Here is a 24,655-nt window from a genome sequence, read left to right as displayed (position 1 = left end):
GGGAGCTCGGCAGGCCAGTCTGCCCGGCGGGGTGGCGGGCGTAAATCCGCTAGGAGGGTGCGGGGGTGGCCGAGCCGTTGCGGTACGCGCGGGCCTGGATCTCGTACAGCTCGTGGTAGATCCCGCCGGCGCGGATCAGCTGGTCGTGGGTGCCCTCCTCGATGAGCCTGCCCTTCTCCAGGACCAGGATGCGGTCCGCGGACTTGATGTTGGCCAGCCGGTGGGTGACCAGGACCGTCGTGCGCCGGCCGCGGTGCGACGTGCTCGCGTGCTGGAGGCCCGCGAACACCCTGGCCTCCGCCCGGGCGTCAAGGGCCGCCGTCGGTTCGTCGGCCACCAGGACCGACGCGTCGCGGTAGATGCCGCGGGCGATGCCCATGCGCTGCCACTGGCCGCCGGACAGGTCGTGACCCTCGTCGAACTTCTTCGACAGCACGGTGTTCTCCCGCCGGGGCAGCGACTCGATCACCTCGTCGGCGCCCGAGTAGCCCACCGCTTCGCGCCACGCCAGGCGTTCCGGGTCGGGCCGGCCGAGGCGGCCGACGGTGATGTTGTTCGCCGCCGTCATCGGCCACTCCGCCGGCTCCTGCGCGATCACCGCGATGTTCGCATGCACCGACTCCGGGTCGGCCCGCGCGAGGTCGACGTCGTCCCAGTGCACCGTGCCTTCGTCCGGCGGGTAGAGGCCGGTCAGCAGCTTGCCGAGGGTGGTCTTGCCCGAGCCGTTCTCGCCGACGAGCGCGATCACCTCGCCGCGCCGGATCGTCAGGGAAATGTCGCGCAGCGCCGGGTTCTTCTGGCCCGGGTAGGTGAACGTGACGCCCTCGAGCCGGATCTCGGCCGGGTCGGCGGGCGCCGTCACGGCCGTGGGCGGCGGCCGCAGCCGCGCCGACTCCACCAGCAGCTGGTTGTAGAACCCGATGTAGAACGAGTCCTCGTACAGGGAGTTGACCGCGCGCATGGTGTTGGACAGCGACGCCGACGCCGTGCGCATCGCCAGCACCGCGGTGCCGGCCAGCGCCAGCTCCATCCCGCCGGAGTAGAGCAGCCAGCCGAGCACCAGGTACGCGACGGCGGTGCCGAGGCCGGCCGCGGCGCGCCCGGTGGTCCGCACCAGGTTGCTGCGGTGCGCGAGCCGGACCTCCTCGCGTGTCAGGCTGCGCGAGATGCGCCGGTACTCGCCGAGCAGCGGCTCCTGGAGCGTGAGCGCGTGGCGTTCGAGGGCCATCGAGCGCCAGGTGGCGACCTCCTCCACGATCGACTTGCGGATGTTGCGCCCGACCGTGTCGAGGAAGTGCCGGTAGTTCAGCTTGGCGACGCGCGCCGCGGACCAGCCGTCGGCGGCCGCCGCGAGCAGCAGGACCGGCGCCAGCCACGGGTTGAGCAGCCCGGCCGTGAGCATCGCCGCCGCGAGCGAGATCGCCGACGACGTCAGGTCCGCCACCCGGCGCAGGCTGGTCTCGATGGCCCGGACGCCGAACCGCGCGCCCTGGCGGGCCAGCTCGCGGAAGTCCGCGTCCTCGAACGCGATCAGCCCGACGCGCACGACCGCCGACGTCACCGCGTCGTCCGCCGCCGCGGTGACCCGGGGCCGCAGCGCGCCTTCGACCGCCGCGACGGCGGCGTCGAGCAACGCACGCGCCGCGTACGAACCGGTGACGACGGCGATGGCGGGCAGCGACTGCAGGACCCGCTCCGGGGTCGGGCCCTGTTCGAGCAGCGCGGTGAAGACGTTCGCGGTGGCGAGCAGCCCGAACGCGGTGACGCAGCCGGAAACGACGTGCACCAGCCCGGCCAGCAGGGTCAGCCGCGGCGACGTCCGCCACGCCAGCCGCAGCACGACGGCGATCGCGGCGGGCAGCGCGCGCACGGCCCGGCCGAACCCGGCGTCGGCCACGCGTTCGTCGACCCGCGCCCATTCGGGCATCTTCATGTTCTCGACCCCGATCAGCGGGGGCGAGGCCGTGTCCTGGGTGGTTCCGGCGGATCTGCGCACGGTTCAGGTGTACTCCGGGGGTACGACAATTTTCGTGGCCCGGTGGGGCACGAGACGGTATCGGCGTTAGGCCGTTCGGGTGAAAGTAATCGTTTTCTCTGGGCCTCCGGCGGCTTCGCGGACACACTCGCTGCATAACCCGAAAGCGCAAGGCCGGATAAGTAATAATTGTTGTTTAATTGGCCCGCCGCCTTGCGGATGTGGTGGCAGAGACCGGAAACAGGTGACGTCCTCGTGCCAGGGGGGAGGGACGTCACCTGTTTCCACTACCCGTTCTTTCGGAGGTATCGGGCGCGCAGGAATGGGCTGAATTCGTCGTCGTCGCCCAGCTTCACGTCGATTTCGTGAGTCAGGGTGCCGCCGTCCGGGGTGAGCCGGTGCCGGGCCACCCCGCGGGCGGTCTTCTTGGTCAGGACGAGCGTCGCGCCGTCCCAGTCGCCGCGGGCGGGGGATGCGGGCGGGAAGCCGTAGCTGTCGAAGCCGTACCAGAGCGTCTCGCCGGTCTGCGGGTCGGCGGTGAAGATGTTGTGGCCCAGGAACTCCGTGCCGTCTTCGCGGTGCTGGCGGTACTGCTGGACCAGTGCGAAACCGTTGAGCGCCAGGCGGTATTCGCAGTCGGCGCGCGCGGTCGAGGCCGGCGCCCACGGCGAGGCGGCGAGTTCTTCGGTGCCGGCCCAGTCGCCGACGAAGGCCTTCAAGGCGTCGTGCGCGGGGCCGAGGGTGGGCATGTCCATGGTCGTCTCCAATTCGACAGGTGCCTGTCGATATGCGAGGCTAGCACGCATGCGGTCCGCCAGAGCTGAGACGTTCACCCGGGTGATCGACGCGGTCTTCGCGTGCAACGGCGGCTTCCTTGCCGCGGGCGACGCGCTGACGGCCCCGGTCGGCCTGACGGCGGCGCAGTGGCAGGTACTGGGCTTCCTGGAGGACGGCGCCGCAACAGCCGCGGAGGTCGCGCGGCGCCGTGGACTGCGCCGGCAGAGCGTGCAGGAGACGGTGAACCGCCTGCTGCGCAACGGAATGCTGGAGCGAATGCCGAACCCGGCCGATGCCCGGGCGCCGCTGTTGTCTTTGACCTCGCAGGCCAGGTCGGCGATGGGTGCTCTTGGGGTGGCGCAGGTTGAGTGGGCGGAGGAGTTGGCGGCGGAGGTGTCGGAGGGGGATTTGGAGGTTACGTTGCGGACTTTGCGGCGGTTGCGGGAGTTGGCGGTGCGGCCGCGGTTGTGAGGGGGTCGGGCGGGCTGCGCTGGGGGTGTGGCTCGCCCGGCCGGGTTGCGTGGGAGGGCGGCTGCGCGGGCCGGCGGTGCGGTCGCCGTCTTGGGCCGGTTCTGTTGTTGGCGCCGGGACAGCGCCCCAATGTGGCGTTCGGTGCGTTGGACGCACCGAACGCCACATTGGGTGCGTTGGACGCACCCAACGCCACATTGGGGCGTAAGAGGCCCGGCAGACGGCTAGTCCGGTTTGATGCCCAGCAGGGTCAGGAACGTGCGGAAGCCTGCTGACATGTCGACTTGCTCTGGGTCCAGTAGCCACTGCAGTTGCAGGCCGTCCAGGACGGCTATGGCCAACGGGGCTAGTTGTTCCGGGGTGGAGCCTGGGGGTAGCTCGTCGCGGTGGCGCTCGAGCATCTCCGTCATTCCGGCGCGTACTCGGGCGTAGCGGTCGTGGAAGTACTTCCTTGCCGGGTGGTCTTCCGTGACGCTGTCCGCCGCCAGGACCGTGTACGTCTGGACTATGCCCTTGCGGGTTGCGTTGTAGTCGACCAGGTCCGCCAGCTGGTTGACCGTCATGGCCGAGGAGTCGCGGCCGAAGTGGAGCAGGTCCCACTCGTCGCGGGTTTCCAGGACCGCGGTCAGCAGGTCTTCCTTCGTCGGGAAGTAGTGCATCAAGCCCTGCTGGGTCAGGCCCACCCGGTCGGCCACCGCGGCCAGGGACGTGCCTCGATAGCCGCGCTCGGCTATCACGTCGAAGGCGGCACGGACGATGCTCGTGCGGCGGTCGGCGCCCCTGGCCCGGGTCATGATCCCGAGCCTACGGGACAACCCGTCACGGAAGCGTAACGTTCGCTACTCGGCGCCAGGTAGGGTGACGGCAGGACCTCCGGAAGGGGCAGCATGAGCTTCGACGTCGACGCGCTGCTGGACAAGCTCGACCTGGACGCCAAGGTGCGCCTGCTCGCCGGCCAGGACGTCTGGACCCTGCCCGCTCGGCCGGAGATCGGGCTCTCCTCCCTCGTCCTCTCCGACGGCCCGGTCGGTGTCCGCGGGGTGCGCTGGAGCCCGGACGACCCGTCCGTCACGCTGCCCAGCCCGACGGCGCTCGCCGCCGCCTGGGATCCGCGCTTGGCCGTGCGGGCCGGGCGGCTGCTCGCGCAGGAAGCCCGCCGCAAGGGGGTGCACGTGCTCCTCGCCCCCACGGTCAACCTCCAGCGCTCACCGCTGGGCGGCCGGCACTTCGAGTGCTACTCCGAAGATCCCCTCCTCACCGGGATGGTCGGCGCCGGCTACGTCACCGGCGTGCAGGACGGCGGGGTCGGCGTCACGGTCAAGCACTTCGTCGCCAACGACTCCGAGACCGAACGCTTCACCGCCGACGTCCACCTCGGGGAACGCGCACTGCGCGAGCTCTACCTCGCGCCCTTCGAACTCATCGTCCGGCGGGCGAAGCCGTGGGGGATCATGGCCGCCTACAACAGCGTCAACGGCATCACGATGACCCAGCACGCCGAACTGCTCAACGGCGTGCTGCGCGACGAATGGGGTTTCGACGGCTTCGTCGTCTCCGACTGGCTGGCCGCGCGCGACACCGTCGCCTCGGCGAACGGCGGGCTCGACGTCGCGATGCCCGGCCCGCGCACGGTGTTCGGTGACCAGCTCGCCGAAGCGGTGCGAGGCGGCGAAGTCGACCCGGACGTCGTCGACGACATGGTCCGCCGCGTGCTCCTCCTGGCCCACCGGACCGGCGCGCTCGACGGCGGAACACCCCCAGAACAATCCACTATGGACGGTGACGCGGTCGCGCGCGAGATCGCGCACCGGTCTTTCGTGTTGCTCAGCAACCAGATCGGCTTGCTCCCGCTCAAGCAGCCGCCCAGCATCGCCCTGATCGGCGCGCTCGCCGCCGACCCCAAGATCCTCGGCGGTGGCAGCGCCACCGTGTTCCCCGACCACGTCGTCTCCCCTCTCGACGGCCTCCGCAAGGCCCTTCCCGCGGGCACCGAACTCACCTACGCCATCGGTGCCGATCCGCGAACGACGCTACCGCCGGCCACCGACAATTTCCGGCTCCGAGCCACCGCGAAAGCCGCGGATGGCACCCGATTGGCTGAATTTCCGTTGCGAGAGGCGAGAATCGACTGGATCGGTGAGCTGCCGGCCGGCCTCGACCTGGCCACGCTCGCAAGCGTCGAGATCGAAGGCACCTTCCTCCCGGAAGCCACCGGCACGCACACCTTCGGCCTCACCGGCCCCGGCGACCTCCGCCTCGTCGTCGGCGGGCAAACCCTCTTCGACGGCGTCAACCTGCCCGAGGGCGGTGACGTCTTCACGTCGATCATGCAGGTCATCGAGCAGCGGCGGGACGTCGAACTCACCGCGGGCGAGCCGGTCGACGTCAGCCTGACGTACTGGGTCCCGTCCGAGATGGCGGAGTTCGCGCGCGGCACCTTCGCCTGGGTGATCTTCGCGCTCGGGCACCGCGGCCCGGTACTCGACCCGGACGCCGCGCTCGACGAAGCCGTTGCCCTGGCCGGGAAATCCGAGGTCGCGGTCGTCGTGGTCGGCACCACCGCCGAGGTCGAGAGCGAGGGGTTCGACCGGACTTCCCTGGCCCTGCCCGGACGTCAGGACGAACTCGTGCGGCGGGTCGCGGAGGCCAACCCGAACACCGTCGTCGTGGTCAACGCCGGCTCGCCGGTCGAGCTGCCGTGGCGTGACGACGTCGCCGCGGTGCTGCTCACCTGGTTCCCCGGCCAGGCCGGCGGCGACGCGCTCGCCGACGTCCTCTTCGGACACGAGGAGCCGGGCGGCCGCCTCCCGACGACCTGGCCGGCGAAGCTCGAAGACGCGCCCGTCACCCGCGTGACCCCCGAAGAAGGCGTGCTGCCGTACGACGAAGGCGTCTACATCGGCTACAGCGCCTGGGCCCGCACCGACCGGCAGCCCGCCTACTGGTTCGGTCACGGCCACGGCTACACGACCTGGGTGTACGACGAACTCGACGTCTTTCCCGACGACGAAGGCGGCGCGAAGGTGCGAGTCCGCGTGCGCAACACAGGCAAACGCCGGGGTCGCGAAGTCGTCCAGCTCTACCTGGTCCCGACCGAACGCGGCGACCGGCCGCACCGCTGGCTGGCCGGGTTCGCGAGCGTCGAAGCCGGCCCGGGCGAGGTGGCGGACGCCGAGATCACCATCGCGCCGCGCTCGGTTTCGGTCTGGCGCGACGGCTGGCAGCACATCGCCGGCGAGTACGTCCTCGAGGCTTCGCACTCCTACGCCGAGCCCCGGCTGAGCACGCGGACCGTGCTCCAGAAAATCCGTTGACGCACCCGAAGGCGGCCCGTAGCTTCACTCGCGCACCCTTGACCGGCGAAAGGAGGTGGGTCCGATGATCACGCAACCGATCACGCGCTCCCACCTCGCCTCGAGGGTGTCCATTTCGTAAGCCGGGAGCGCGTGCTTTCCCGGAAGGACTTCCATGACCGATCTGGTCGTGCGCCCGCTCGAAGCGGGCGAAGAAGCACTGTTCACGTCCCTGCCCGACCGCGGCCTCGTGGGCCGCGCTCTGCTCGGCAAGGACTACCACGAAGCCGACTACCAGTCCGGCCGGACGTGGGTCGCCCTGCGCGACGACGTCGTCGTGGCGCGGGCCGCCTGGTGGTCGGGGCCGGACGACGAAGAGCCGATCGCGCTCGACTGGTTCGACTTCACCGACCTCGACGCCGCCGTGCACCTGCTGACGACGGCGCCGTTCCGGGTGGAGTACTCGCTGACCACGCCACCCGCGTGGGAGGACGACCCGGACGTCGCGCACGAGGTGAACGTCCGCATCGAAGCGGCCGAGAAGGCGGGCTACCGCAAGCTCGTCGAGCGCTACCGGTACAGCTGGACGCCGGCGAACGGCCTGCCGGAGCGGCCGGGACGGCTCGAGTTCCGGCCCGAGCCGGACGACGACGTCATCCTGGACGTCTTCCGCAAGGTCAACGCCGACAGCCTCGACGCACACGTCCGCCGGACGGTGGCCGAGCACGGCGTCGAGGCGGCCGCGCAGGAGGACCTCGACATCATGCGGTGGATGCCCGCGCCGCGTGAGTGGTGGCGGCTCGCGTACACACGCGAAGGCGACTTGGTCGGCTTCGCGTTGCCGAGCCGCAACTACTACGACCCGGTGATCGGCTACATCGCCGTGGTACCGGAGCAGCGGGGGCACGGCTACGCGTACGACCTGCTGGCCGAGGCCACGCACGACCTCGTCGGGTACGGCGCCGACCGGATCGTCGCGGCCACCGACGTCCCGAACGTGCCGATGGCGAAGGCCTTCGCCAAGGCGGGTTACCCAGTGACGCAGCACCGCATCGACCTGGTCTGAGGGCCCGCGGCGGCCGTGTCTTGCCTGGCACGGCCGCCGCGCGGTACCGTCGCTAGAGCGATCTATCTAGTCGATCTGGGGGCCTGCGATGGACGTTCTGAAGGACAAGGGGCTGACACCGCTCCGCGTGATCCTCGGCTTTTCGCTGCTCAGCACGACGCTGCACTACGCGCACAACACGATCCGGGTCGCGGACTACCCGCAGCTGCCCGGCGTCCCGGCGACGGTGGCGGGCATCGTCGTCGCCTTCGGCTGGGTGCTCTTCACGACGTTCGGCTTCCTCGGCTACCGCGCGTACACCCAAGGCCGCTACCCGCGGGCGCTCGCGTTCCTGTTGGTCTACTCGCTGGCCGGAATGATCACTCTGGGTCACTTCCTGACGGGCGTGCCGCAGATTCCGGGGTTCTGGTTCGCGACGATTTTCACCGACGCCACGGCCGGGATCGCGCTCTGGGTGTTCCTGATCTGGGCCTGGACCACGCTCAACCGGGTGATTGTGCGAGATCAAGTTTCTACACAACGTTGACGTTCGCAGATTTCGTGTAGACAATCGGTCGGTGACCACCACCACACCGGTGACCTTCGACCGCCGTCCGGACGAGTACCGCCATTGGCGGCTCAGCTTCGACGGGGAGGTGGCCTGGCTCGAGCTGGACGTCGACGAGCAGGGCGGGCTGGTCCCGGGGTACGAGCTCAAGCTCAACTCCTACGACCTGGGTGTCGACATCGAGCTGTACGACGCCACCCAGCGGCTGCGGTTCGAGCACCCCGAGGTCCGCGTGGTCGTCGTGACCAGCGCGAAGGACAAGGTCTTCTGCGCCGGCGCGAACATCCGGATGCTGGCCGCGTCCGAGCACCACTGGAAGGTGAACTTCTGCAAGTTCACCAACGAGACCCGCAACGGCATGGAGGACGCGACCGAGCACTCCGGCCAGACCTACGTCGCCGCGGTCAACGGCACCTGCGCCGGCGGTGGTTACGAGATCGCGCTGGCCTGCGAAAAGATCCTGCTGATCGACGACAACTCCTCGACGGTCGCGCTCCCGGAGGTGCCCCTGCTGGGCGTGCTGCCCGGCACCGGCGGGCTGACCCGGGTGGTCGACAAGCGGCGCGTCCGGCGCGACCTCGCCGACGTCTTCGCGACGCGCTCGGACGGTGTGAAGGGCAAGACGGCCGTCGACTGGCGGCTCGTCGACGAGTTGGTGCCGCGCCAGGGATTCCGCGAGACCGTGGAGCAGCGGGCGCGAGAGATCGCGCAGGAGTCCGGCCGGACGGGTGAGGGCGGCATCGAGCTGACCCCGCTCGAACACCGGTACGTCGACGTCGAGGTCGAGGGCGACCAGGTCACCCTCACCGTCAAGGGCCCCGTGAACGACCCCGGTGACCTGCACGAAGAGGGTGCGAGCGGCTGGTTCCTCGCGATGACCCGCGAGCTGGACGACGCCATCCTGCGGCTGCGCACCAACGAGGTCGAAGCCGGCACGTGGATCCTGCGGACCCAGGGCGACCCGGAGAAGGTGCTCGCCCACGAGCAGGCCGTCCTCGGCGGGAAGGACTGGCTGGCCAACGAGATCACGCACTACTTCAAGCGCACGCTCAAGCGCCTCGACGTCACCAGCCGCAGCCTGATCGCGCTCATCGAACCCGGCAGCTGCTTCGCCGGCGCGCTGCTGGAGGTCGCGCTGGCCGCGGACCGGCAGTACATCCTCGACGGGCCGCCGATCGACGACGAAGACAGCGACGCACGCGCGACGATCCGGCTGTCCGAAGCCAACTTCGGCGCGTTCCCGATGGGCAACGGCCTGACCCGCCTGCAGACGCGGTTCTACGGCGACGAAGACCACCTCACCTGGCTCGCGCGCGAAAAGGACCACGAGCTCAGCGCCGCGGAAGCCGTCGAACTCGGCCTGGTCACCGACGCGCCGGACGACCTCGACTGGGAGGACGAGATTCGGATCGCCTTGGAGGGCCGGGCGTCGCTGAGCCCGGACGCGCTCACCGGCATGGAGGCCAACCACCGGTTCGTCGGCCCGGAGACCATCGAGACCAAGATCTTCGGCCGCTTGGCGGCTTGGCAGAACTGGATTTTCACCCGGCCGAACGCATCCGGACCGGAAGGCGCGCTGCGCCGATACGGTACTGGTCAGAAGGCCGTCTTCGACAGGAAGCGGGTCTAGCGCTGATGCCCGAGAAAATCGACTACGACGCCAAGATCCCCAACAACGTCAGCCTCGCCGACGACCGGCGGCTGCAGCGCGCGCTGGAGGGCTGGCAGCCGAAGTTCATGCACTGGTGGGGCGAGATGGGCCCGACGCTCGAAACCCAGGGCGTCTACCTGCGGACCGCGATCAGCGTGGGCCGCGAGGGCTGGGCGCACTTCGACCACGTGAACGTGCCGGACTACCGCTGGGGCATCTTCCTCGCCGAGCGCGACCCCGACCGGCGGATCGCCTTCGGCGAGCACAAGGGTGAGCCGGTGTGGCAGCAGGTGCCCGGCGAGTACCGCGCCGACCTGCAGCGGCTGATCGTCATCCAGGGGGACACCGAACCGGCGTCCGTCGAGCAGCAGAAGCTCCTCGGGCTGACCGCGCCCAGCCTCTACGACCTGCGGAACCTGTTCCAGGTCAACGTCGAAGAGGGCCGTCACCTGTGGGCGATGGTGTACCTGCTGCACGCCTACTTCGGCCGCGAAGGCCGTGACGAGGCCGAAGGGCTGCTGCTGCGCAACTCCGGCAGCCCCGACGCGCCGCGCATCCTCGGCGCGTTCAACGAGGAAACCGCCGACTGGCTGGCCTTCTACATGTTCACCTACTTCACCGACCGCGACGGGAAGTACCAGCTCGGCACGCTCAAGGAGAGCTCCTTCGACCCGCTCTCGCGCACCTGCGAGTTCATGCTGAAGGAGGAGGCGCACCACATGTTCGTCGGCACCACGGGTGTCGACCGCGTGGTCATGCGCAGCGCCGAGCTGGTCCGCGAGCACGACACGCGCGACATCGGGCCGCACGGCGGCATCCCGCTGGAGCTGATCCAGCGTTACATCAACTTCCACTACACCGTTTCGCTCGACCTGTTCGGCAGCGAGACGTCGACCAACGCGGCGAACTACTACACCGCCGGGCTCAAGGGCCGCTGGCAGGAGACCCGCCGCAAGGACGACCACAAGCTGACCGAGGACGCCCGCACGCTGGACAAACCGGCGGGCGACGGCACCTGGACGTCCGAGGAGCTGCAGGCGATCCTGCTGCTGAACCTCGACCTGCGCAGCGAGTACACCGCCGACTGCGAGACCGGCGTCAAGCGCTGGAACAAGATCCTCACCGAGGCCGGGATCGACTTCACGTTCCGGTTGCCGCACCCTGGTTTCAACCGGGAAGTGGGCATAAACTCCGGCCACCACGTCACTCCCGACGGGACGATCGTCGACGAGGCGACGTGGCTGGCCGGCAAGAACAAGTGGCTGCCCACGACCGAGGACCTCGCGTTCGTCCGCTCGCTCATGCACCCGGTGTACGAGCGGGGGAAGATCGCGAGCTGGGTGGCGCCGCCGCGGCAGGGCATCAACGGGAAGCCCTTCGACTACGAGTACGTGTACCTCACGTAGGAGGCCTGGGTGGCGACAGGGTTCAACGCGGCCGAGTACCTGCTCTCGGCCGGGCAGCCGGACACGACGGCGGTCGTGTCGCCCCGGCGTTCGCTCACCTACGCCGAGCTGGCGGCGGAGTCCCGCCGGGTCGCGGCCGGGCTCACCGAGCTGGGGGTGCGTCCCGAAGAGCGGGTCATGTTCTGCATGGTCGACGACGTCGAGCTGCTCACCGGCATCCTCGGCGCGATGCTCGCGGGCGCGGTGGCGGTGCCGGTCTCGACCATGGTCACCGGCCTGGAGCTGGGCAAGATGCTCGCCGACTCACGGTCGCGGCTGCTGTGCGTCTCGGGTGAGTTCGCCGAGCAGGCCGTGACCGCGGTGAGCCTCGCCCCCGAGGTCACCGACGTCCTGCTCGACCGCGCCGAGGCGAGCGGGTTCGCCGTCCGGACGCACAAGTGGTCTTCGTTGGGTGGCACCTTCCGAAGTGGACGGACGTGGGAGGACTCGCCCGCGTTGTGGCTGTACACATCGGGCACGACCGGCCAGCCGAAGGGCGCGATGCACCGGCACGCGAGCATCCGGGCCGTCTGCGAGACCTACGGCCGTGACGTGCTGGGCACCGTCGCGACCGACCGGTTCCTGTCCGTGCCGAAGCTCTTCTTCGCCTACGGACTGGGGAACTCGGCCTTCTTCCCGCTCGCCGCGGGCGGGACGACGCTGCTGGAGCCGTCCCGGCCGACCCCGGCGTTGTTCGCCCGGCGCGCCCGTGAAGAAGCACCAACGTTGTTCTTCGCCGTGCCGACGTTCTACGCGGCGCTGCTCGCCAGCGACGTCCCGGACGACTCCTTCGCCTCGGTCCGGTACGCCGTTTCGGCCGGCGAGCCGCTGCCCGCGTCCCTGTTCGAGCGGTTCCGCACGCGCTTCGGCCTGGAGATCCTCGACGGCATCGGCTCGACCGAAGCGTTGCACATCTTCCTGTCGAACAAGCCCGGTGCGGTCCGGCCCGGCAGCACCGGCGTCCCCGTGCCGGGGTACGCCGTGCAGATCCGCGACGAGGCCGGCGCGGTGATCGACGCCGTCGGCAAGCCCGGTGAGCTGTTCGTTTCCGGGCCCTCGACGGCGACCGGCTACTGGGCCCGCTACGACGCGACGAAGCTTGTGTTCCAGGGTGAGTGGCTGCGCACGGGCGACAGCTACGTGCTCAACGAGGACGGCACCTACAGCTGCCTCGGCCGCTTCGGGGACATGCTGAAGGCGGGCGGGATCTGGGTGTCACCGTCCGAAGTGGAGGAACGGCTGCGGATGCACCCGGCGGTGGCCGAGGTCGCGGTGGTCGCCGCGCCGGACGCCGACGGCCTCGACAAGCCCGTGGCGTGCGTGGTGGCCGCCCCCGGCGTTACGGTGGACGCGGAAGAGCTGATCGAGTTCTGCCGCGAAGGGCTCGCGGCGTTCAAGCGTCCCCGAGGGGTGGTCGAGCTGGCCGAGCTGCCGAAGACGGCGACCGGGAAGATCCGCCGCAACGTGATCCGCGAGCAGGTCCGCGACGTGCTGCGGGTGGTGCCCAGCCCGTGATCGACGGGCACTTCGTGGTCGACGCGCACGTCCACACCCCGCGCCTGCCGACGCTCAAGCCCGCGTGGCTGCAGTGGGCGCACGACTTCGCCGGGACGTACCCGTGGCGTTCGGTGTACGCCGAGGACGGGTCCGTGATCCCGTCGGCGATGGACGACCTGATGTCGCAGGAGGGTGTCGACCGGGTCCTGCTGTTCTGCGAGTACAGCCCGCGCGCGACCGGGATCCAGTCCATCGAGGACAACCTGCCGCTCGTCGAGTACAACCCGGAGCGGTTCCGGCTCGTCGCGAACGTCAACCCGTACCTGCACCACCCGGCGGCGGCCGAGGTCGCCCGCCAGCTGGATCTGGGTGCGGTGGCGTTGAAGATCCACCCGGTGCACGGCGCGTTCTCGCCGGCGGACAAGGAGCTGTACCCGGTCTACCAGCTGTGCCTCGAGCGCGGGGTGCCGGTGATCCTCCACTCCGGAACGTCGAACTTTCCCGGTTCTCGCACCAGTTTCGGGAATCCCGAGCTGCTGTCCGACGTCGTCGAGGACTTCCCGGCGCTGCAGTTCGTGTTCGCCCACGGCGGCCGCGGCTGGTGGTACGACGTGGCGGCGTTCCTCGCCCTGGCCCGCGACAACGTCTGGCTGGACCTGGCGGGCCTGCCGCCGAAGAAGCTGCCGGAGTACTACCAGCGGTTCGACCTGGCCCGGCTGGCCGGCAAGTTCGTCTTCGGGACGGACTGGCCGGGGGTGCCGTCGGTGGCGAAGAACGTCCGGTCGCTGGTTGAGCTGGGGTGGCCGGAGGACGTGCTCACCGGGGTGCTGTCGGGCAACGCGATCAAGCTGATGCCCTCGCTGGCTTGACCACGGGGAGTGCCGGTGCGGCTCACGTCGGCCCCGACGTGGGCCGCACCGGCGTCCCCATGGCCCCCAGAGGTCAGCCCAAGACCTGGTGCATGCAGAGGACGTTGCCTTCGGAGTCGGTGAACCACGCCGCTCGCTCGGCGCCCAGGTCGGCGATGTGGCCGACCGTCTTCAGGCCGTCGACGTCGAAGTCCTGGAACCGGACGCCGCGGCTTTCCAGGGCCGCGATCTCGGCGGGCAGGTCGTCGACCTCGAAGCTCAGCGCCGTGCTCTCGCTCTGCGCGCCGGCCGGTGACGGCCGCAGGCCGATGACGCCCGCGCCCGCCGCGAAGTAGCGGGTGCCGTCCTCGCTCGCGCCCGTCGGTTTCAGGCCGAGGGCGTCGGCGTAGAAGTGGCCGGCGCGGTCGCTGTCGGTCACCGGGAGCATCGTCGTGATGGTCGAATCGGTCAGCATCGACTCATCGTGCGCCCGCCGGAGGGCTCTGACCAGCACGTCTTTTTCAACGCGAGGAACGGGGCCTCCCGCGCGGAGGGGGCGCGCGGGAGGCCCCTGGCTCACTCGACGGGCAGCAGCCCGCGCTCGGCGAAGACGCCCTTGACGGTGAGCATCGCGTTGAACACGCGCGGGTTGCCCGCGAAGGCGAGCAGGTGGATCACGGTTTCGACGATCTCCGACGGCTTCAGGCCGACGTCGAGCGCCGCGTTGGTGTGGAACCGCAGCTGGCGCTCGGTGTCACCCAACGTGACCAAAGCGGCGATGGTGACCAGCTGCCGCTGCGGCAGGTCGAGCCCAGGGCGGGTGTAGAGGTCGCCGAAGGCGAACTCGCCGACGAGGGTCGCCAGGTCGGGCGCGACGTCGGCGAGCGGGCCGGTGATGTTGGCGATGTCGCCGCCCATCTCGGCCAACCGCGCCGCGCCGCGCTCGAACCGCGCCGACCGCTCCATCAGGCCGGGACCTTCGCGCTGTGCGTCTCGATGAAGGTGATCATGCGGCTCCAGGCGTCGTCGCACGCCTCCTGCCACTCGTCGTAGGTCGCGTCGAAGAAGGAGTGCGGGGCACCCTCGTAGACGTGCATGTCGTACGTCTTGCCGGCCGCGTCCAGGTTCTTGGCGAAGGTCTCGAACTCCTCCGGCGTCGTCGCGACGTCGGCGCCGGCGAGCAGCAGCAGGAGCGGCGCGGAGATGTCGTCGACGACGTCGTTGACCAGCTTCGGCAGGCCGTAGAACCCGATCACGCCGGTGACGCCGAGGTCGCTCGCGGACAGCCGCCAGGACTGGCCGCCACCGAAGCAGAAGCCGACGGTGAAGACCGGTCCGGTGTTGAAGTTCGTGAGGTGCTCGGCGGCGGCCTTGACGTCGGCGGCGACCTCGTCCGGCTGCACCGAGGGCAGGTACTGCTTCCACTCGAACTCGTCGTCACGCACCCCGACACCCGCGGTGCGGCCGTAGTAGTCGATGGCCGCGGTGGTGAACCCCGCCTGGGCGAAGCGGTTCGCCAGCGCCTGGTAGTACGGGTGGGTGCCGCGGATGTCCGGCAGGATGACGATGTTGACGCCGTTGGGCTCGGCCGGGATCGCGTGGAACGCGGAGAACACCGTGCCGTCCGCGGAGGTGAGCTCGAGCGCACCGTCCTGGGCGACCTCGCCGGGGTTCGCCAGAGCGGGCGGGCGGCTGTCCGTGCTGTGACACATCTTGTGTCCACCTTTCGGGTTCCGGTTGGCTGCTGAAGCCAGTCTGGGGGCGCGCGAGACCCCCGGCCAGATCCCGGTCCGACCCCCGGACGGGCAGTACTGGTACTGGCAGGACCACGCTGACCGGCGGGTTCGTGCGGCACACTGGCCGTATGAGCGAGCAGAACGAGCTGGGCCGGTTCCTCAAGTCGCGACGGGCCCGGATCGATCCCGGCCAGTCCGGCATCGAGGCCAACGCCCGCCGTCGCGTCGCCGGGCTGCGCCGGGAGGAGGTCGCCTCGCTCGCCGGGATCAGCGTCGAGTACTACGTCCGGCTCGAGCAGGGGCGGGCGTCCCGGCCGTCGGAGGCGGTGCTCGACGCCATCGGCCGCGCGCTGCAGCTGGACGCCGACGAGCGCCGCTACCTCGACGGCCTGGCCCGCCCCCGGCCGTCGATGCGCTCGCCGCGGCCCGAGCGGGTCCGCACCGAGCTGACGCAGCTGCTGGGCATGATGGACCGCGTGCCGGCGATGGTCATCAACCACCGCATGGACGTGCTGGCCTGGAACCGCCTGGCCGCCCAGCTGTTCTTCGACTTCGAGTCCGTGACGCCGCGCGAACGGAACCTCGCGCGCTTCGGATTCCTCGACGCGGACAGCAAGGAGCGGTTCATCGACTGGCAGGACGTCGCGCGCGCGACCGTCGGGACCCTGCGCCTGGCGACCAGCCACCACGACGACGACGAGGTCCTCGCGACGCTGCTCGGCGAGCTGATGATGAAGAGCGAGCAGTTCCGGACGTTGTGGGCCGGGCGGGACGTCAAGCAGCGGACGCACGGCAGCAAGCGGTTCCGGCACCCGGTCGTCGGCGAGCTGACCCTGCGGTTCGAGAACTTCGACCTGCCGGGCGAGACCGGGCAGCGGCTGGTGGCGTTCAGCCCGGAGCCGGCCAGCCCGGCGGCCTCGGCGCTGGAGCTGCTGGCGATGTGGACCGGCCCGTCGCCGGAACGTGCGGAGCCGGTGAAGTCCGAAGAAGCCTGATACAGCAACGAAAAGGGCCCCCGGCACGCGCCGGGGGCCCTTTCTCGTAGGTCAGCGCCAGGCGAGTTCGGCGCGGTGGCTGTCCTCGAACATGTGGTACCGGAAGATCAGTCCGTTGTGGACACGGACGTGCAGGGCGAACGAGCTCCGGAACACCTTGTCCGTGCGGTGGATCCGGTGCGCGAACGCGCCCAGCACCACGCCGTCATCGCCGTCGACGAGGATCTTCGCGACGTCGAACTGCTCCGTGGTGACGTCTTCGAGCGAGATCCGGAGGAACTCGTCGACCGCGGCCAGGGAGGATCGGTTACCTGCCCAGGGCACGACGTCCTCGGCGCCGGCCACGGCGAAGTCGACGTCCGGGGCGAACAGCTCCAGCAGGCCCGGCCGGTCGCCGCCGCCGAAGCGGGTGAAGAACTCGCCGATCGTCGCGGCGGTGTCGCGGACGGTGGTGGGGGTGGACACAGGGGATCTCCTTAGCGGGTCGGAAGGATGCTCGTGAGGTGGGTGCGCACGGCCGCCGGGTCGACGGCGGCCACGTAGTGGTCGGGCCGCACCAGGGCGAGCGTGAAACCCTTGGGGTGCCACAGCTTCTCGCCCGCGGACGCCGCCGGCGCGAAGTCCTCGGTCAGCGTGCCGTCGGCGTGCACCACGCGCAGGGTGAGCAGCTCGCGGTGCTCGGCCAGCAGGGCGCGGGCCGTCGCCTGCGTGATCGGGTCCGTCCCGTGGGCCAGCAGGGTGTACCGGTCGGTCGGGACGAGCGCGCGCAGCGGCGCCGTCGTGTTCTCGAAGCGGACCGGGTCGTTCGGCAGCAGGTGTCCACTGAGGACCTTCGTCTTCCGGGTGCGCTTCTCGACCGGGCCGGCCACCGCGGTCCCGGCCGGGTAGTGGTTGGTCAGCCCGGCCAGCCACGGCGAGTAGTACCGGTCGAACAGCCCGAACCGGCCGGCGAGCCCGGCCGCGATGTCGCGGCTCGTGGTCTGCCAGCGCTTCTTGAACATCCACGCCTTGGTCTGCGCCTGCGCCTGCTTGACGACCGCCGAGGCGACGGACGCCCGTTCCTTGCCGTAGCTGTCAAAGAGCTGCGGGGAGGCGAGCCCGCGGTGGACCAGGGCCAGCTTCCAGGCCAGGTTGTGCGCGTCGGTGACACCGGTGTTGAGGCCCTGCCCGCCGGCCGGACTGTGCACGTGCGCCGAGTCCCCGGCCAGGAAGACCCGGCCCACCTGGAACTTCTCCGCGTGCCGGGCGTGGATGCTGAACGTCGTCAGCCAGTCGATGTCGTGCAGCCGCAGGCCGCCGGGGCCCCGGTTGTCGAGGTACTCCTGCAGCACGGCCGGGGTCAGGTCCTCAGGGCGCATGCCCGGCGGGCCGGCGGTGAACACCCGGAACCGTCCGTTGTAGAGCGGGATGAGCACCATGACCCCGCGCGACGAGCAGTAGTAGTGCACCGCGTCGCGTTGCAGGTCTCCCTCGATCGAGCTGTCCGCCAGGATGAACAGGTTTTCGTAGGTGCTGCCCTGGAATTCGACGCCGACGAGCTTGCGGACGGTGCTGGTCGCGCCGTCCGTGCCCAGCACGTAGGAGAAGCGGGTCAGCTCCTCACGGCCGTCCGGCCCGGCGAGGGTGACCTCGACGCCGTCGCCGTCCTGGCGCAGGCCGGTGAGCGCGGTCTCCCACTCGGTGCTGCCGCCGGCGTCGGCGAGTGCCTTGCGCAGCAGCGTCTCGACGTCCGGCTGGGTGATCACCGACGGCTTGGTCTCGGCGCCGAAGGCGATGCGGCAGATCTGCTTGCTCTCGGAGTAGTAGCGGAACGAGTCGACGGGCAGCCCGTAGGTCTCGATGTGCTCACCGCCACCGAGCAGGCGGAACACCTCCAGGGTGCGCGGCCACACCATCAGGGCCTTGGTGAGCGGGCTGGGTTCGCCGGCCTTGTCGATGAGCCGCACCGGCACGTCGCGCCGGGCGAGCTCGGCCGCCGCGGTGAGCCCGACCGGGCCCCCGCCGACGATCAGGACCGGCAGTTTCTCTGCCATGGTTCACTCCTCGTGAGTCAGGAAGTGGCGGGTGCCAGTTCATCCACAGTGGACGTACGCTCGCGCAGCATCCAGGCGATGGCCGGTGCGCCGAGCGCGCAGACCGCGGCCAGCAGCCACAGCACGGTGTGGAACGCGGAAGTGTAGGAGCCGGACACGAACTCGGTGAACGCCGCCTGCTGCCCGGCGGGCACCGTCGTGGCGAGATCGGCGATCCCGCCTTGGGCGGCCTTGTCGGCGACAGCGGCCGCGTCCCCCGCGGCCGGGTACGCGCCGATGCCGCCGGCCAGGCCGTTCTGGGTCAGGCTCACCAGCAGCGAGCCCATCCCGGCGATGGCGACGGCCTCCCCGGTGAGGCGCATGGTGTTGAACATCCCCGCGGCCATCCCGGCCCGCGACGCGTCGACGGTGCTGATGGCCGCGCCGTCCAGCAGGCCGAACGAGATCCCGACGCCGGTGCCGATCACGAGCAGCGGGCCGAGCAGCGTGCCGACGCTCGACGTCCGGTCGATCGTGGTGAGCCACGCGGCCCCGGCGGCGACGAGCAGCAGGCTGACGCCGAGCAGCACCCGCGGCGGCACGGTCTTGCTCACGGTGCCGGCCACCACCGGGAACACCAGCACGGGCACGGTGAGCAGCAGCATGGTGAGCCCGGCCTGCTGCGCGCTCATCCCGTTGACGCCGATGAAGAACGACGGCAGGAACACCAGCAGGCAGACGAACCCGAACGCGAGCAGCACCGGCATCAGACAGACGGCCACGAACTTCGGCTGCCGGAACAGGCCGAGGTCGAACATCGGCCGCGCCTGGCGGTGTTCGACGACCACGAACGCGACGAGCAGCACGGCGAACGCGGCGTAGAGCACCAGCACCGCGGGCGCGGCCCAGCCCAGCTGCGGGCCTTCGACCAGGGCGAGGGTCAGCGCGAACAGGCTGCCGCTGAACGTCGTGGTGCCGAGCCAGTCGACGCCCGAGGCGTCCGGGTTCCGCGACTCGGCGAGCTTCGGCAGCGTGAGGAGCACGGCCGCGGCGATCAGCGCGTGCGCGAAGAACACCGCGCGCCAGCCCCAGAGGTCGACCAGGATGCCGGACGTCGACGGGCCGAGCGCCAGGCCGAGGCCGAACGACGAGCCGAGCCAGCCGAACGCCTTCATCCGGGCGGGGCCTTCGAAGGTCTGCGCCAGCATCGCGGACGCGGCGGTCAGCACCATCGCGGCCGCGACCCCCGCGGCACCGCGCAGAACGTCCACCGCGACGATGTCCGAGACCGAGCCGGCGGCCGCGGTGCAGGCGAGGAAACCGACCAGGCCGATGGTGAACATCCGCTTGCGGCCCAGCAGGTCGGCGAGCGCGCCGGAGGCGAGCATCACGCTCGCGAAGGTGAGGTTGTAGGCGTTGACGATCCACTGGAGACTGACCAGGGAGACGCCGAGGTCGGTGCTGATCGCGGGCAGCGCGATCGACGTCCCGGTCAGGGACGCCGGTAGCAGTCCACAGGCGACACACACGGCGACGAGCGTGATCGCCGGGCTCGCGCGCCGTGCGGACAACGGGGTTGACACGTCGGAACTCCTTCGCGGGTTGGCTATTCGGAGACGTGCAGGACGATCTTTCCGGTGGTGCGCCCGGTTTCCCCGAGCTCGTGGGCCTTGGCGGCGTCCGCCAGCGGCAGCACGTGGTCGAGGTGGACGCTCAGTTCGCCGCGCTCCACCAGGCGGCTCAGCTCGGCCAGGCCGGCGGAGTCCGGCTCCACGAGGAACCCGGTGATGCGGACCCCGCGCGCGGCGGCGGCCGCGGCGAGCTCGGCGGTGACCTGGCCGATGGTGAGGATCAGCAGGCCGCCCGGCCGGAGCGTGCCGAGCAGGCCGAGCGTGTGCTCCCCGCCGAGCAGGTCGAGCACGACGTCCTGGTCGCGCACGGCTTCGCGGACGTCGACGGCGGTGTAGTCGACGGCCTCGTCGACGCCCACCGAAGCGAGGAACTCGTGCTTGGCGGCGCGCGCGGTGCCGGTGACGACGGCACCGCGCGCGTGCGCGATCTGCGCCGCCAGGTGCCCCACCCCGCCGGCGGCCGCGGTGATCAGCACGCGGTCGCCCGCGCCGATCCCGGCGACGTCGACCAGGGTCTGCCAGGCGGTCAGGCCGGCCATCGGCAGCCCGGCCGCCTCGGGGAAGCTCAGCGACGCGGGCTTGCGCGCGAACTGGCGGGCGGGCGCGGTGACGTACTCGCCGTACCCACCGGCCTGGCGCGGGAACCACAGCAGGCCGAACACCTCGTCGCCGGGCTGGAACCGCGTCACGCGCGGCCCGGCCTCGACGACGCCGGCGACGTCCCAGCCCTGCACGAACGGGGGCGCGCCGAGCGCACCGCTCGGGAACACTCCGCCGCGGATCTTCCAGTCCACCGGGTTGACCCCGGCGGCGCGCACCCGTACCAGCACCTCGGTCGGGACCGGCGCCGGTCTGTCCACTTCGGACAGGACGAGCACGTCCGGGTCGCCGGCGGCGGTGGTCTGCACGGCCTTCATGGGGTTCCTGCTTTCACGGGTTGCGGGAGGGTGAGCGGCGGCCGGTCGGCCGCCGCGAAGGCGGGGATCCGCCGCCAGCCGAGCCGCGCGGCCCGCTCGGTCAGGTCCGGGTCGTCGCCGACGACGACCGGGCAGCCGGTGAGCTCGAGCACCGCCCGGTCGGAAGCGTCGTCGCCGTAGGAGAAGCAGTCGGCCAGGTCGATCCCGTGCTCGGCGGCGACCGCCGCGGCGGCCACCGCCTTGCGCGGGCCGACCATCGGGTCGGCGACCCGGCCGGTGTAGCGGCCTTCGCCGACCTCCGGTTCGGTGCACACGACGACGTCCGCGCCGGTGAGCCGGGCGATCGGGGCGAGGCACGGCGCGAACGAGCCGGACAGCAGCACGACCAGGTCGCCACCGGCCGCGTGGGCGTGCAGCATGGTGAGCACGCGCGGGTCGAACAGCCCGCCGAGCGCGCGTTCCAGGTCGAACCAGCGCCGGCCGCCGGTGGCCAGGTCGGCCACCGAGCGCCCGGCGAAGACCCCGTAGAACGCCCGGTTGGCCTCGACGCGGGACGCGCCCGCCGCCTTCCGCCGGTCCAGGTCCGCCATGGCGTCCACATAGGACTCCGGCTGACCGCGCACCGCGCAGTCGTAGGCGAGGAACCGGAACAGGCTGGTGACGGTCAGGAGCGTCCCGTCGACGTCGAAGAAGGCCGCTCGCCGGGTCATCGGACCGCGGCGGTCTTCTCGTCGAGATACGCGAGGGCCTCGCGCACGGTCAGGTCGTGGTGCAGGTCGCCCTCGGGGACGACCGCGCCGTACTCGCGCTGCACCCAGAGCGCGACCTCCATCAGGTGCAGGGAGTCGAGGCCGATCTCCTCCAGCGTGCGGTCCGGGGCCAGCTCGGTGACGGGCAGCTCGGCCTTGTCGGCGAGCAGCTGGACGAGACGGGCGTTGACGGTGGTTTCCATGTGTTCCCCAGTTGTCTAGTTGCGTGGGAGGTCGGGCCACTCGAGCGTCACCGCGCCCCAGCTGGCCCCGCCGCCGAACGCGGTGAGCAGGACGCGGTCGCCCGCGGTGATCAGGCCGGCGCTCGCGGCGTCGTCGAGCGCGAGCGGGATGGACGCGGCGGCGGTGTTGCCGTACTTCGCGAGGTTGACGAAGGCCCGCTCCGCGGGCAGGCCGAGCTCGTCGGCGACCGCGCGCAGGATGCGGACGTTCGCCTGGTGCCCGACGAGCCAGTCGACGTCGGCGGGGCCCCAGCCGGTGCGGGCCAGCGCCGTCCGCGACGACGACGCCATCCGCAGGACGGCGTTGGTGAACACCGTCCTGCCCTGCATCTTCATGAAGTGGTCGCCCGCGTCGGCGGACGTCTTCTGCCGCGAGCCGCCGGCCGGGACGATGATCAGGTCGGCCAGCGCGCCGTCGCTGCCGAGGTCGAAACCGAGCAGTGCGCCGCGCTGCGACTCGTCGCCGGCTTCGAGCACCACCGCGCCGGCGCCGTCGCCGAAGATCGGCGCGGTGGTGCGGTCGTCCGGGTCGATGATCGTGGTGAACGCCTCGGCGCCGATCACCAGGACGCGGTCCGCGGTGCCGAGCGCGATCAGCCCGGCCGCCGTGGCCAGCGCGTACAGGAACCCCGAGCAGACCGCGGCGACGTCGTAGGCCGGTACGGTGCCCAGCCCGAGCCGGTCGGCCACGGTCGGCCCGGTGGCCGGGCAGGTGTGGTCCGGGGTCGTGGTGGCCAGCACCAGCGCGTCGACGGTGTCCACCCCGGCGGACTTCAGCGCCCGCCGTCCGGCTTCGGTGGCCAGGTCGCTGGTCGCGGTGCCGGGCTCGACCACGCGGCGCTCGCGGATGCCGGTGCGCGAGGTGATCCACTGGTCGGACGTGTCCATCCGGGCGGCCAGCATCGCGTTGGTGACGACCCGGTCCGGCACGGTGGAGCCGAGTCCGGTGAGCACCGCGGCCCGGTTCATCGCGCCCTTCACGAGACGGCCGACACGGCCCAGGCCCGGTCGGACTCGATCGTCATGTCGACCGCCTGGTACTCCTGGCGGGCGCGCTCGATGGCCTCTTCGACCGTCATGACCGGTGCGAAGCCGAACAGGTCGACGATCTTGTTGAGCCGCTCCGGCAGCGTGCCGCCGACGACGTGACGCGGGATGCCCAGCTCGTCGATCGCCCCCGCGATGCCCTCGTCGGCCAGCCGGCGGAACCGCTCGTTGACCGGGCGGTGGCCGTCCTTGGCCAGCTCCAGCTCGTTGGGCAGGTGCACGAACGCGTCGTAGGTCTCGCGGACGTGGTCCTTGATCGCCGAGCCGAGCTGCGTCATGACCGCGTCGAAGAACTCCATGTCGGGCGTGCGCTCGACGGTCTCGACGTCGGACAGGTGCACCGAGTCGTTCGGGTTGATGCCGACGATCACCCGCACCGCGCCGTACAGCCACTCCTGCAGCGACGAGCCGTCGGAGACGAACCCCTTGGTCAGGTGGCTCTCGTGCACGCAGCGCTCGACGTGCCGGCGCACGATGAGCTGGATCAGCTCGGCGCCGGAGCACTCCTCGAGCGTCTTGCCGGGCACCGCGATCGGGAGCAGCTCGCGCATCGTGCGGGCCCGGGTGCGCGGGATGTCGACGTAGTGCGCCAGCGCGTAGGAGGTGAGGGTCTTGCCGGAGGAGTAGGTGCCGGAAATGGCGAGTTTCATGAGATCTCCTGGGGTTTCAGCTGCCGTGGGGCAGCGCGTGGGTGACGCCGCAGGTGAACGCGACGCCGGCGAACTCGGTGAGGATGTCGGCGGTGCGCCAGACCCCTTCGTTCATCTCGACGAGCCGGGTGTTCGCCAGCCGGGTGTGTAGCGGCAGGCCCGGCCGGAACGTCCGATGTGGACTGACGCTCGTCAGCGTGGTGGTGCGCATCCAGAGGGTGTTGCTGTCACGGCGGTGCATGCCGTCCAGCTCGTAGAGCAGGATCTGGGCCAGCTGCAGGCCGGTGGCGAAGGCGTCGACCATGGTGGGTGCCGGGATGTACGCGGCTTCGGCGCCCTGCGTGGTGTTCGCGTCGGTCAGGTCGACGTTCGCGGTCGCGATGAGGTCGCCGAGGTCCAGCTCCAGGTCGTCGATCCGGTGCGCGCCGCGGGTGAAACCCGAGCCGTAGTACCGGTTCTTGGCCGGGCCGAGCAGCGTGTCGAGGCTGGGCAGCAGGTCGTGACCCGGGTGGGCCGCGCCGCCGGGGTGCTCGATCTCGCAGCGCACCCGCATCGCGCCGACCCGGCAGTCCACAACGGACACCGCGGGCAGCGCCGTGCCGGCCCCGGTGCCGGTCAGCCGCCCGTCCAGCGGCAGCTCGGTGAGGTCCTCCTCCGGCGCACGGCCGGCGCGGATCCGGACCCGGCGGACCCACAGCGTCCGGTGGGCCGCGGGATCGAGGCGGAACGTCCGCACCACGCAGGCCTCGGCGAGCTGGACGCCGAGCAGGATCGCGTCGATCGTGCTCAGGTGCGGGCGCAGGTCCGTGTCGGCGAGCTTCTTGGACCAGTCGGCGGGGTAGGTGAGCCCGGCGGTCGTGGTGACGTCGGCGTCGTGCTCGCTCCGCACGTCGGCGACGACCGGGCCGAAGTGGTAACCGACCCGGCGGTAACCGGCGGAGAAGAAGCGCTTGGCGCCCGGACCCAAATAGTCGTCGACGGCGTGGCGCAAGGAGGTTTCGGGCATGTTTCATCCGATCGAAAGTGTGCGGCGAAAGGAGGAAGAGACAGCGTGGCCGGATGGGTGAACCGACATCGACGGCGGCTGGATGTCAAAAACCTAACAA

At 70.7% G+C, this 24,655-nt stretch carries 24 protein-coding genes; 9 read left to right on the top strand and 15 right to left on the bottom strand.

Translation table 11 applies throughout. The annotated features are described in order from the left end of the window. Positions 1-49: 49 nt before the first annotated feature. Entirely contained in the window at positions 50-1,933 is a 1,884-nt protein-coding gene (locus VA596_RS06190; RefSeq protein ID WP_323325675.1) for an ABC transporter ATP-binding protein, read from the bottom strand. Positions 1,934-2,262: 329 nt separating this feature from the next. Beyond that, the gene (locus VA596_RS06185; RefSeq protein ID WP_323324346.1) at positions 2,263-2,730 is read right to left on the bottom strand and encodes a DUF1579 family protein; all 468 of its coding nucleotides are present in this window, start codon (positions 2,728-2,730) and stop codon (positions 2,263-2,265) included. 82 nt (positions 2,731-2,812) lie between these two features. On the opposite strand from VA596_RS06185, the gene VA596_RS06180 reads away from it, so the two are divergent. After that, complete coding sequence (locus VA596_RS06180) at positions 2,813-3,223, top strand: MarR family winged helix-turn-helix transcriptional regulator (RefSeq protein WP_458364001.1); 411 nt, start codon at positions 2,813-2,815, stop codon at positions 3,221-3,223. Positions 3,224-3,447: 224 nt separating this feature from the next. On the opposite strand, the gene VA596_RS06175 is transcribed toward VA596_RS06180, so the two are convergent. Next, positions 3,448-4,017 carry a TetR/AcrR family transcriptional regulator gene (locus tag VA596_RS06175; protein WP_323324344.1) on the bottom strand — a complete coding sequence of 190 codons (570 nt, stop codon included), beginning with the start codon at positions 4,015-4,017 and terminating at the stop codon, positions 3,448-3,450. A 93-nt stretch (positions 4,018-4,110) separates the two neighbouring features. Between VA596_RS06175 and VA596_RS06170 the strand changes: the two genes are divergently transcribed. From VA596_RS06170 to VA596_RS06140, 7 genes are all read left to right on the top strand, one after another. Beyond that, entirely contained in the window at positions 4,111-6,537 is a 2,427-nt protein-coding gene (locus VA596_RS06170) for a beta-glucosidase H (RefSeq protein ID WP_323324343.1), read from the top strand. A gap of 154 nt (positions 6,538-6,691) precedes the next feature. Next, positions 6,692-7,582, top strand: coding sequence for a GNAT family N-acetyltransferase (locus tag VA596_RS06165; protein ID WP_323324342.1), 891 nt, complete (start codon positions 6,692-6,694; stop codon positions 7,580-7,582). Positions 7,583-7,670: 88 nt separating this feature from the next. Further along, complete coding sequence (locus tag VA596_RS06160; RefSeq protein WP_323324341.1) at positions 7,671-8,108, top strand: hypothetical protein; 438 nt, start codon at positions 7,671-7,673, stop codon at positions 8,106-8,108. Between the two features lie 31 nt (positions 8,109-8,139). Further along, on the top strand, positions 8,140-9,759 hold the full coding sequence (boxC, locus tag VA596_RS06155) for a 2,3-epoxybenzoyl-CoA dihydrolase (RefSeq protein ID WP_323324340.1): 1,620 nt from the start codon (positions 8,140-8,142) through the stop codon (positions 9,757-9,759). Positions 9,760-9,764: 5 nt separating this feature from the next. Beyond that, positions 9,765-11,186, top strand: coding sequence for a benzoyl-CoA 2,3-epoxidase subunit BoxB (gene boxB / locus VA596_RS06150; RefSeq protein WP_323324339.1), 1,422 nt, complete (start codon positions 9,765-9,767; stop codon positions 11,184-11,186). Positions 11,187-11,195: 9 nt separating this feature from the next. Continuing rightward, a complete protein-coding gene (locus VA596_RS06145) occupies positions 11,196-12,740 on the top strand; it encodes a benzoate-CoA ligase family protein (protein WP_323324338.1) in 1,545 nt (514 codons plus the stop codon). Continuing rightward, positions 12,737-13,591, top strand: a complete 855-nt coding sequence (locus VA596_RS06140) for an amidohydrolase family protein (protein ID WP_323324337.1) — start codon at positions 12,737-12,739, stop codon at positions 13,589-13,591. Before VA596_RS06145 ends, VA596_RS06140 begins: the two co-directional genes overlap by 4 nt. 73 nt (positions 13,592-13,664) lie before the next feature. Here VA596_RS06140 and VA596_RS06135 read toward each other — a convergent pair whose 3' ends face one another. The 3 genes from VA596_RS06135 to VA596_RS06125 form a co-directional block, all read right to left on the bottom strand. Beyond that, positions 13,665-14,045, bottom strand: coding sequence for a VOC family protein (locus VA596_RS06135; RefSeq protein ID WP_323324336.1), 381 nt, complete (start codon positions 14,043-14,045; stop codon positions 13,665-13,667). A gap of 101 nt (positions 14,046-14,146) precedes the next feature. Continuing rightward, a complete protein-coding gene (locus tag VA596_RS06130; RefSeq protein WP_323324335.1) occupies positions 14,147-14,536 on the bottom strand; it encodes a carboxymuconolactone decarboxylase family protein in 390 nt (129 codons plus the stop codon). Continuing rightward, a complete protein-coding gene (locus tag VA596_RS06125) occupies positions 14,536-15,282 on the bottom strand; it encodes a dienelactone hydrolase family protein (RefSeq protein WP_323324334.1) in 747 nt (248 codons plus the stop codon). Before VA596_RS06125 ends, VA596_RS06130 begins: the two co-directional genes overlap by 1 nt. Before the next feature lie 152 nt (positions 15,283-15,434). Here VA596_RS06125 and VA596_RS06120 point away from each other — a divergent pair, with 152 nt between their 5' ends. Further along, the gene (locus VA596_RS06120; RefSeq protein ID WP_323324333.1) at positions 15,435-16,301 is read left to right on the top strand and encodes a helix-turn-helix transcriptional regulator; all 867 of its coding nucleotides are present in this window, start codon (positions 15,435-15,437) and stop codon (positions 16,299-16,301) included. Positions 16,302-16,352: 51 nt separating this feature from the next. Here the strand turns inward: VA596_RS06120 and VA596_RS06115 are convergent, their stop codons facing one another. The 9 genes from VA596_RS06115 to VA596_RS06075 are packed head-to-tail and all read right to left on the bottom strand — an operon-like array spanning position 16,353 to position 24,555. Beyond that, on the bottom strand, positions 16,353-16,766 hold the full coding sequence (locus VA596_RS06115) for a nuclear transport factor 2 family protein (RefSeq protein ID WP_323324332.1): 414 nt from the start codon (positions 16,764-16,766) through the stop codon (positions 16,353-16,355). A gap of 11 nt (positions 16,767-16,777) precedes the next feature. Beyond that, positions 16,778-18,334, bottom strand: a complete 1,557-nt coding sequence (locus VA596_RS06110; protein ID WP_323324331.1) for an FAD-dependent monooxygenase — start codon at positions 18,332-18,334, stop codon at positions 16,778-16,780. Between the two features lie 17 nt (positions 18,335-18,351). Continuing rightward, positions 18,352-19,896 carry an MFS transporter gene (locus tag VA596_RS06105; RefSeq protein ID WP_323324330.1) on the bottom strand — a complete coding sequence of 515 codons (1,545 nt, stop codon included), beginning with the start codon at positions 19,894-19,896 and terminating at the stop codon, positions 18,352-18,354. Positions 19,897-19,919: 23 nt separating this feature from the next. Then, positions 19,920-20,861 carry an NADP-dependent oxidoreductase gene (locus VA596_RS06100; protein WP_323324329.1) on the bottom strand — a complete coding sequence of 314 codons (942 nt, stop codon included), beginning with the start codon at positions 20,859-20,861 and terminating at the stop codon, positions 19,920-19,922. Then, complete coding sequence (locus VA596_RS06095) at positions 20,858-21,571, bottom strand: HAD family hydrolase (RefSeq protein ID WP_323324328.1); 714 nt, start codon at positions 21,569-21,571, stop codon at positions 20,858-20,860. Before VA596_RS06095 ends, VA596_RS06100 begins: the two co-directional genes overlap by 4 nt. Continuing rightward, on the bottom strand, positions 21,568-21,813 hold the full coding sequence (locus VA596_RS06090; protein WP_323324327.1) for an acyl carrier protein: 246 nt from the start codon (positions 21,811-21,813) through the stop codon (positions 21,568-21,570). The genes VA596_RS06095 and VA596_RS06090 overlap by 4 nt, the downstream gene beginning before the upstream one ends. 15 nt (positions 21,814-21,828) lie before the next feature. Beyond that, a complete protein-coding gene (locus tag VA596_RS06085) occupies positions 21,829-22,821 on the bottom strand; it encodes a beta-ketoacyl-ACP synthase III (RefSeq protein ID WP_323324326.1) in 993 nt (330 codons plus the stop codon). A gap of 8 nt (positions 22,822-22,829) precedes the next feature. Further along, positions 22,830-23,549 carry an AAA family ATPase gene (locus tag VA596_RS06080; RefSeq protein ID WP_323324325.1) on the bottom strand — a complete coding sequence of 240 codons (720 nt, stop codon included), beginning with the start codon at positions 23,547-23,549 and terminating at the stop codon, positions 22,830-22,832. Positions 23,550-23,565: 16 nt separating this feature from the next. Continuing rightward, entirely contained in the window at positions 23,566-24,555 is a 990-nt protein-coding gene (locus tag VA596_RS06075) for an AvrD family protein (RefSeq protein ID WP_323324324.1), read from the bottom strand. Positions 24,556-24,655 lie beyond the last annotated feature (100 nt).

The sequence above is a fragment of the Amycolatopsis heterodermiae genome (assembly GCF_034929455.1).
In the GTDB taxonomy this organism is placed as follows: domain Bacteria; phylum Actinomycetota; class Actinomycetes; order Mycobacteriales; family Pseudonocardiaceae; genus Amycolatopsis; species Amycolatopsis heterodermiae.
The sequence above is the reverse complement of the archived record's forward strand: the minus strand, read 5'-3'. Positions and strand labels throughout refer to the sequence as shown.

What these genes read in the sequence shown, in the direction of transcription:
- VA596_RS06190 (WP_323325675.1), bottom strand. Translation starts at nt 1,933, where the DNA reads ATGAAGATGCCCGAATGGGCGCGGGTCGACGAACGCGTGGCCGACGCC.
- VA596_RS06185 (WP_323324346.1), bottom strand. Translation starts at nt 2,730, where the DNA reads ATGGACATGCCCACCCTCGGCCCCGCGCACGACGCCTTGAAGGCCTTC.
- VA596_RS06175 (WP_323324344.1), bottom strand. Translation starts at nt 4,017, where the DNA reads ATGACCCGGGCCAGGGGCGCCGACCGCCGCACGAGCATCGTCCGTGCC.
- VA596_RS06170 (WP_323324343.1), top strand. Translation starts at nt 4,111, where the DNA reads ATGAGCTTCGACGTCGACGCGCTGCTGGACAAGCTCGACCTGGACGCC.
- VA596_RS06165 (WP_323324342.1), top strand. Translation starts at nt 6,692, where the DNA reads ATGACCGATCTGGTCGTGCGCCCGCTCGAAGCGGGCGAAGAAGCACTG.
- VA596_RS06160 (WP_323324341.1), top strand. Translation starts at nt 7,671, where the DNA reads ATGGACGTTCTGAAGGACAAGGGGCTGACACCGCTCCGCGTGATCCTC.
- boxB (WP_323324339.1), top strand. Translation starts at nt 9,765, where the DNA reads ATGCCCGAGAAAATCGACTACGACGCCAAGATCCCCAACAACGTCAGC.
- VA596_RS06135 (WP_323324336.1), bottom strand. Translation starts at nt 14,045, where the DNA reads ATGCTGACCGATTCGACCATCACGACGATGCTCCCGGTGACCGACAGC.
- VA596_RS06130 (WP_323324335.1), bottom strand. Translation starts at nt 14,536, where the DNA reads ATGGAGCGGTCGGCGCGGTTCGAGCGCGGCGCGGCGCGGTTGGCCGAG.
- VA596_RS06125 (WP_323324334.1), bottom strand. Translation starts at nt 15,282, where the DNA reads ATGTGTCACAGCACGGACAGCCGCCCGCCCGCTCTGGCGAACCCCGGC.
- VA596_RS06120 (WP_323324333.1), top strand. Translation starts at nt 15,435, where the DNA reads ATGAGCGAGCAGAACGAGCTGGGCCGGTTCCTCAAGTCGCGACGGGCC.
- VA596_RS06110 (WP_323324331.1), bottom strand. Translation starts at nt 18,334, where the DNA reads ATGGCAGAGAAACTGCCGGTCCTGATCGTCGGCGGGGGCCCGGTCGGG.
- VA596_RS06100 (WP_323324329.1), bottom strand. Translation starts at nt 20,861, where the DNA reads ATGAAGGCCGTGCAGACCACCGCCGCCGGCGACCCGGACGTGCTCGTC.
- VA596_RS06095 (WP_323324328.1), bottom strand. Translation starts at nt 21,571, where the DNA reads ATGACCCGGCGAGCGGCCTTCTTCGACGTCGACGGGACGCTCCTGACC.
- VA596_RS06090 (WP_323324327.1), bottom strand. Translation starts at nt 21,813, where the DNA reads ATGGAAACCACCGTCAACGCCCGTCTCGTCCAGCTGCTCGCCGACAAG.
- VA596_RS06085 (WP_323324326.1), bottom strand. Translation starts at nt 22,821, where the DNA reads ATGAACCGGGCCGCGGTGCTCACCGGACTCGGCTCCACCGTGCCGGAC.
- VA596_RS06080 (WP_323324325.1), bottom strand. Translation starts at nt 23,549, where the DNA reads ATGAAACTCGCCATTTCCGGCACCTACTCCTCCGGCAAGACCCTCACC.
- VA596_RS06075 (WP_323324324.1), bottom strand. Translation starts at nt 24,555, where the DNA reads ATGCCCGAAACCTCCTTGCGCCACGCCGTCGACGACTATTTGGGTCCG.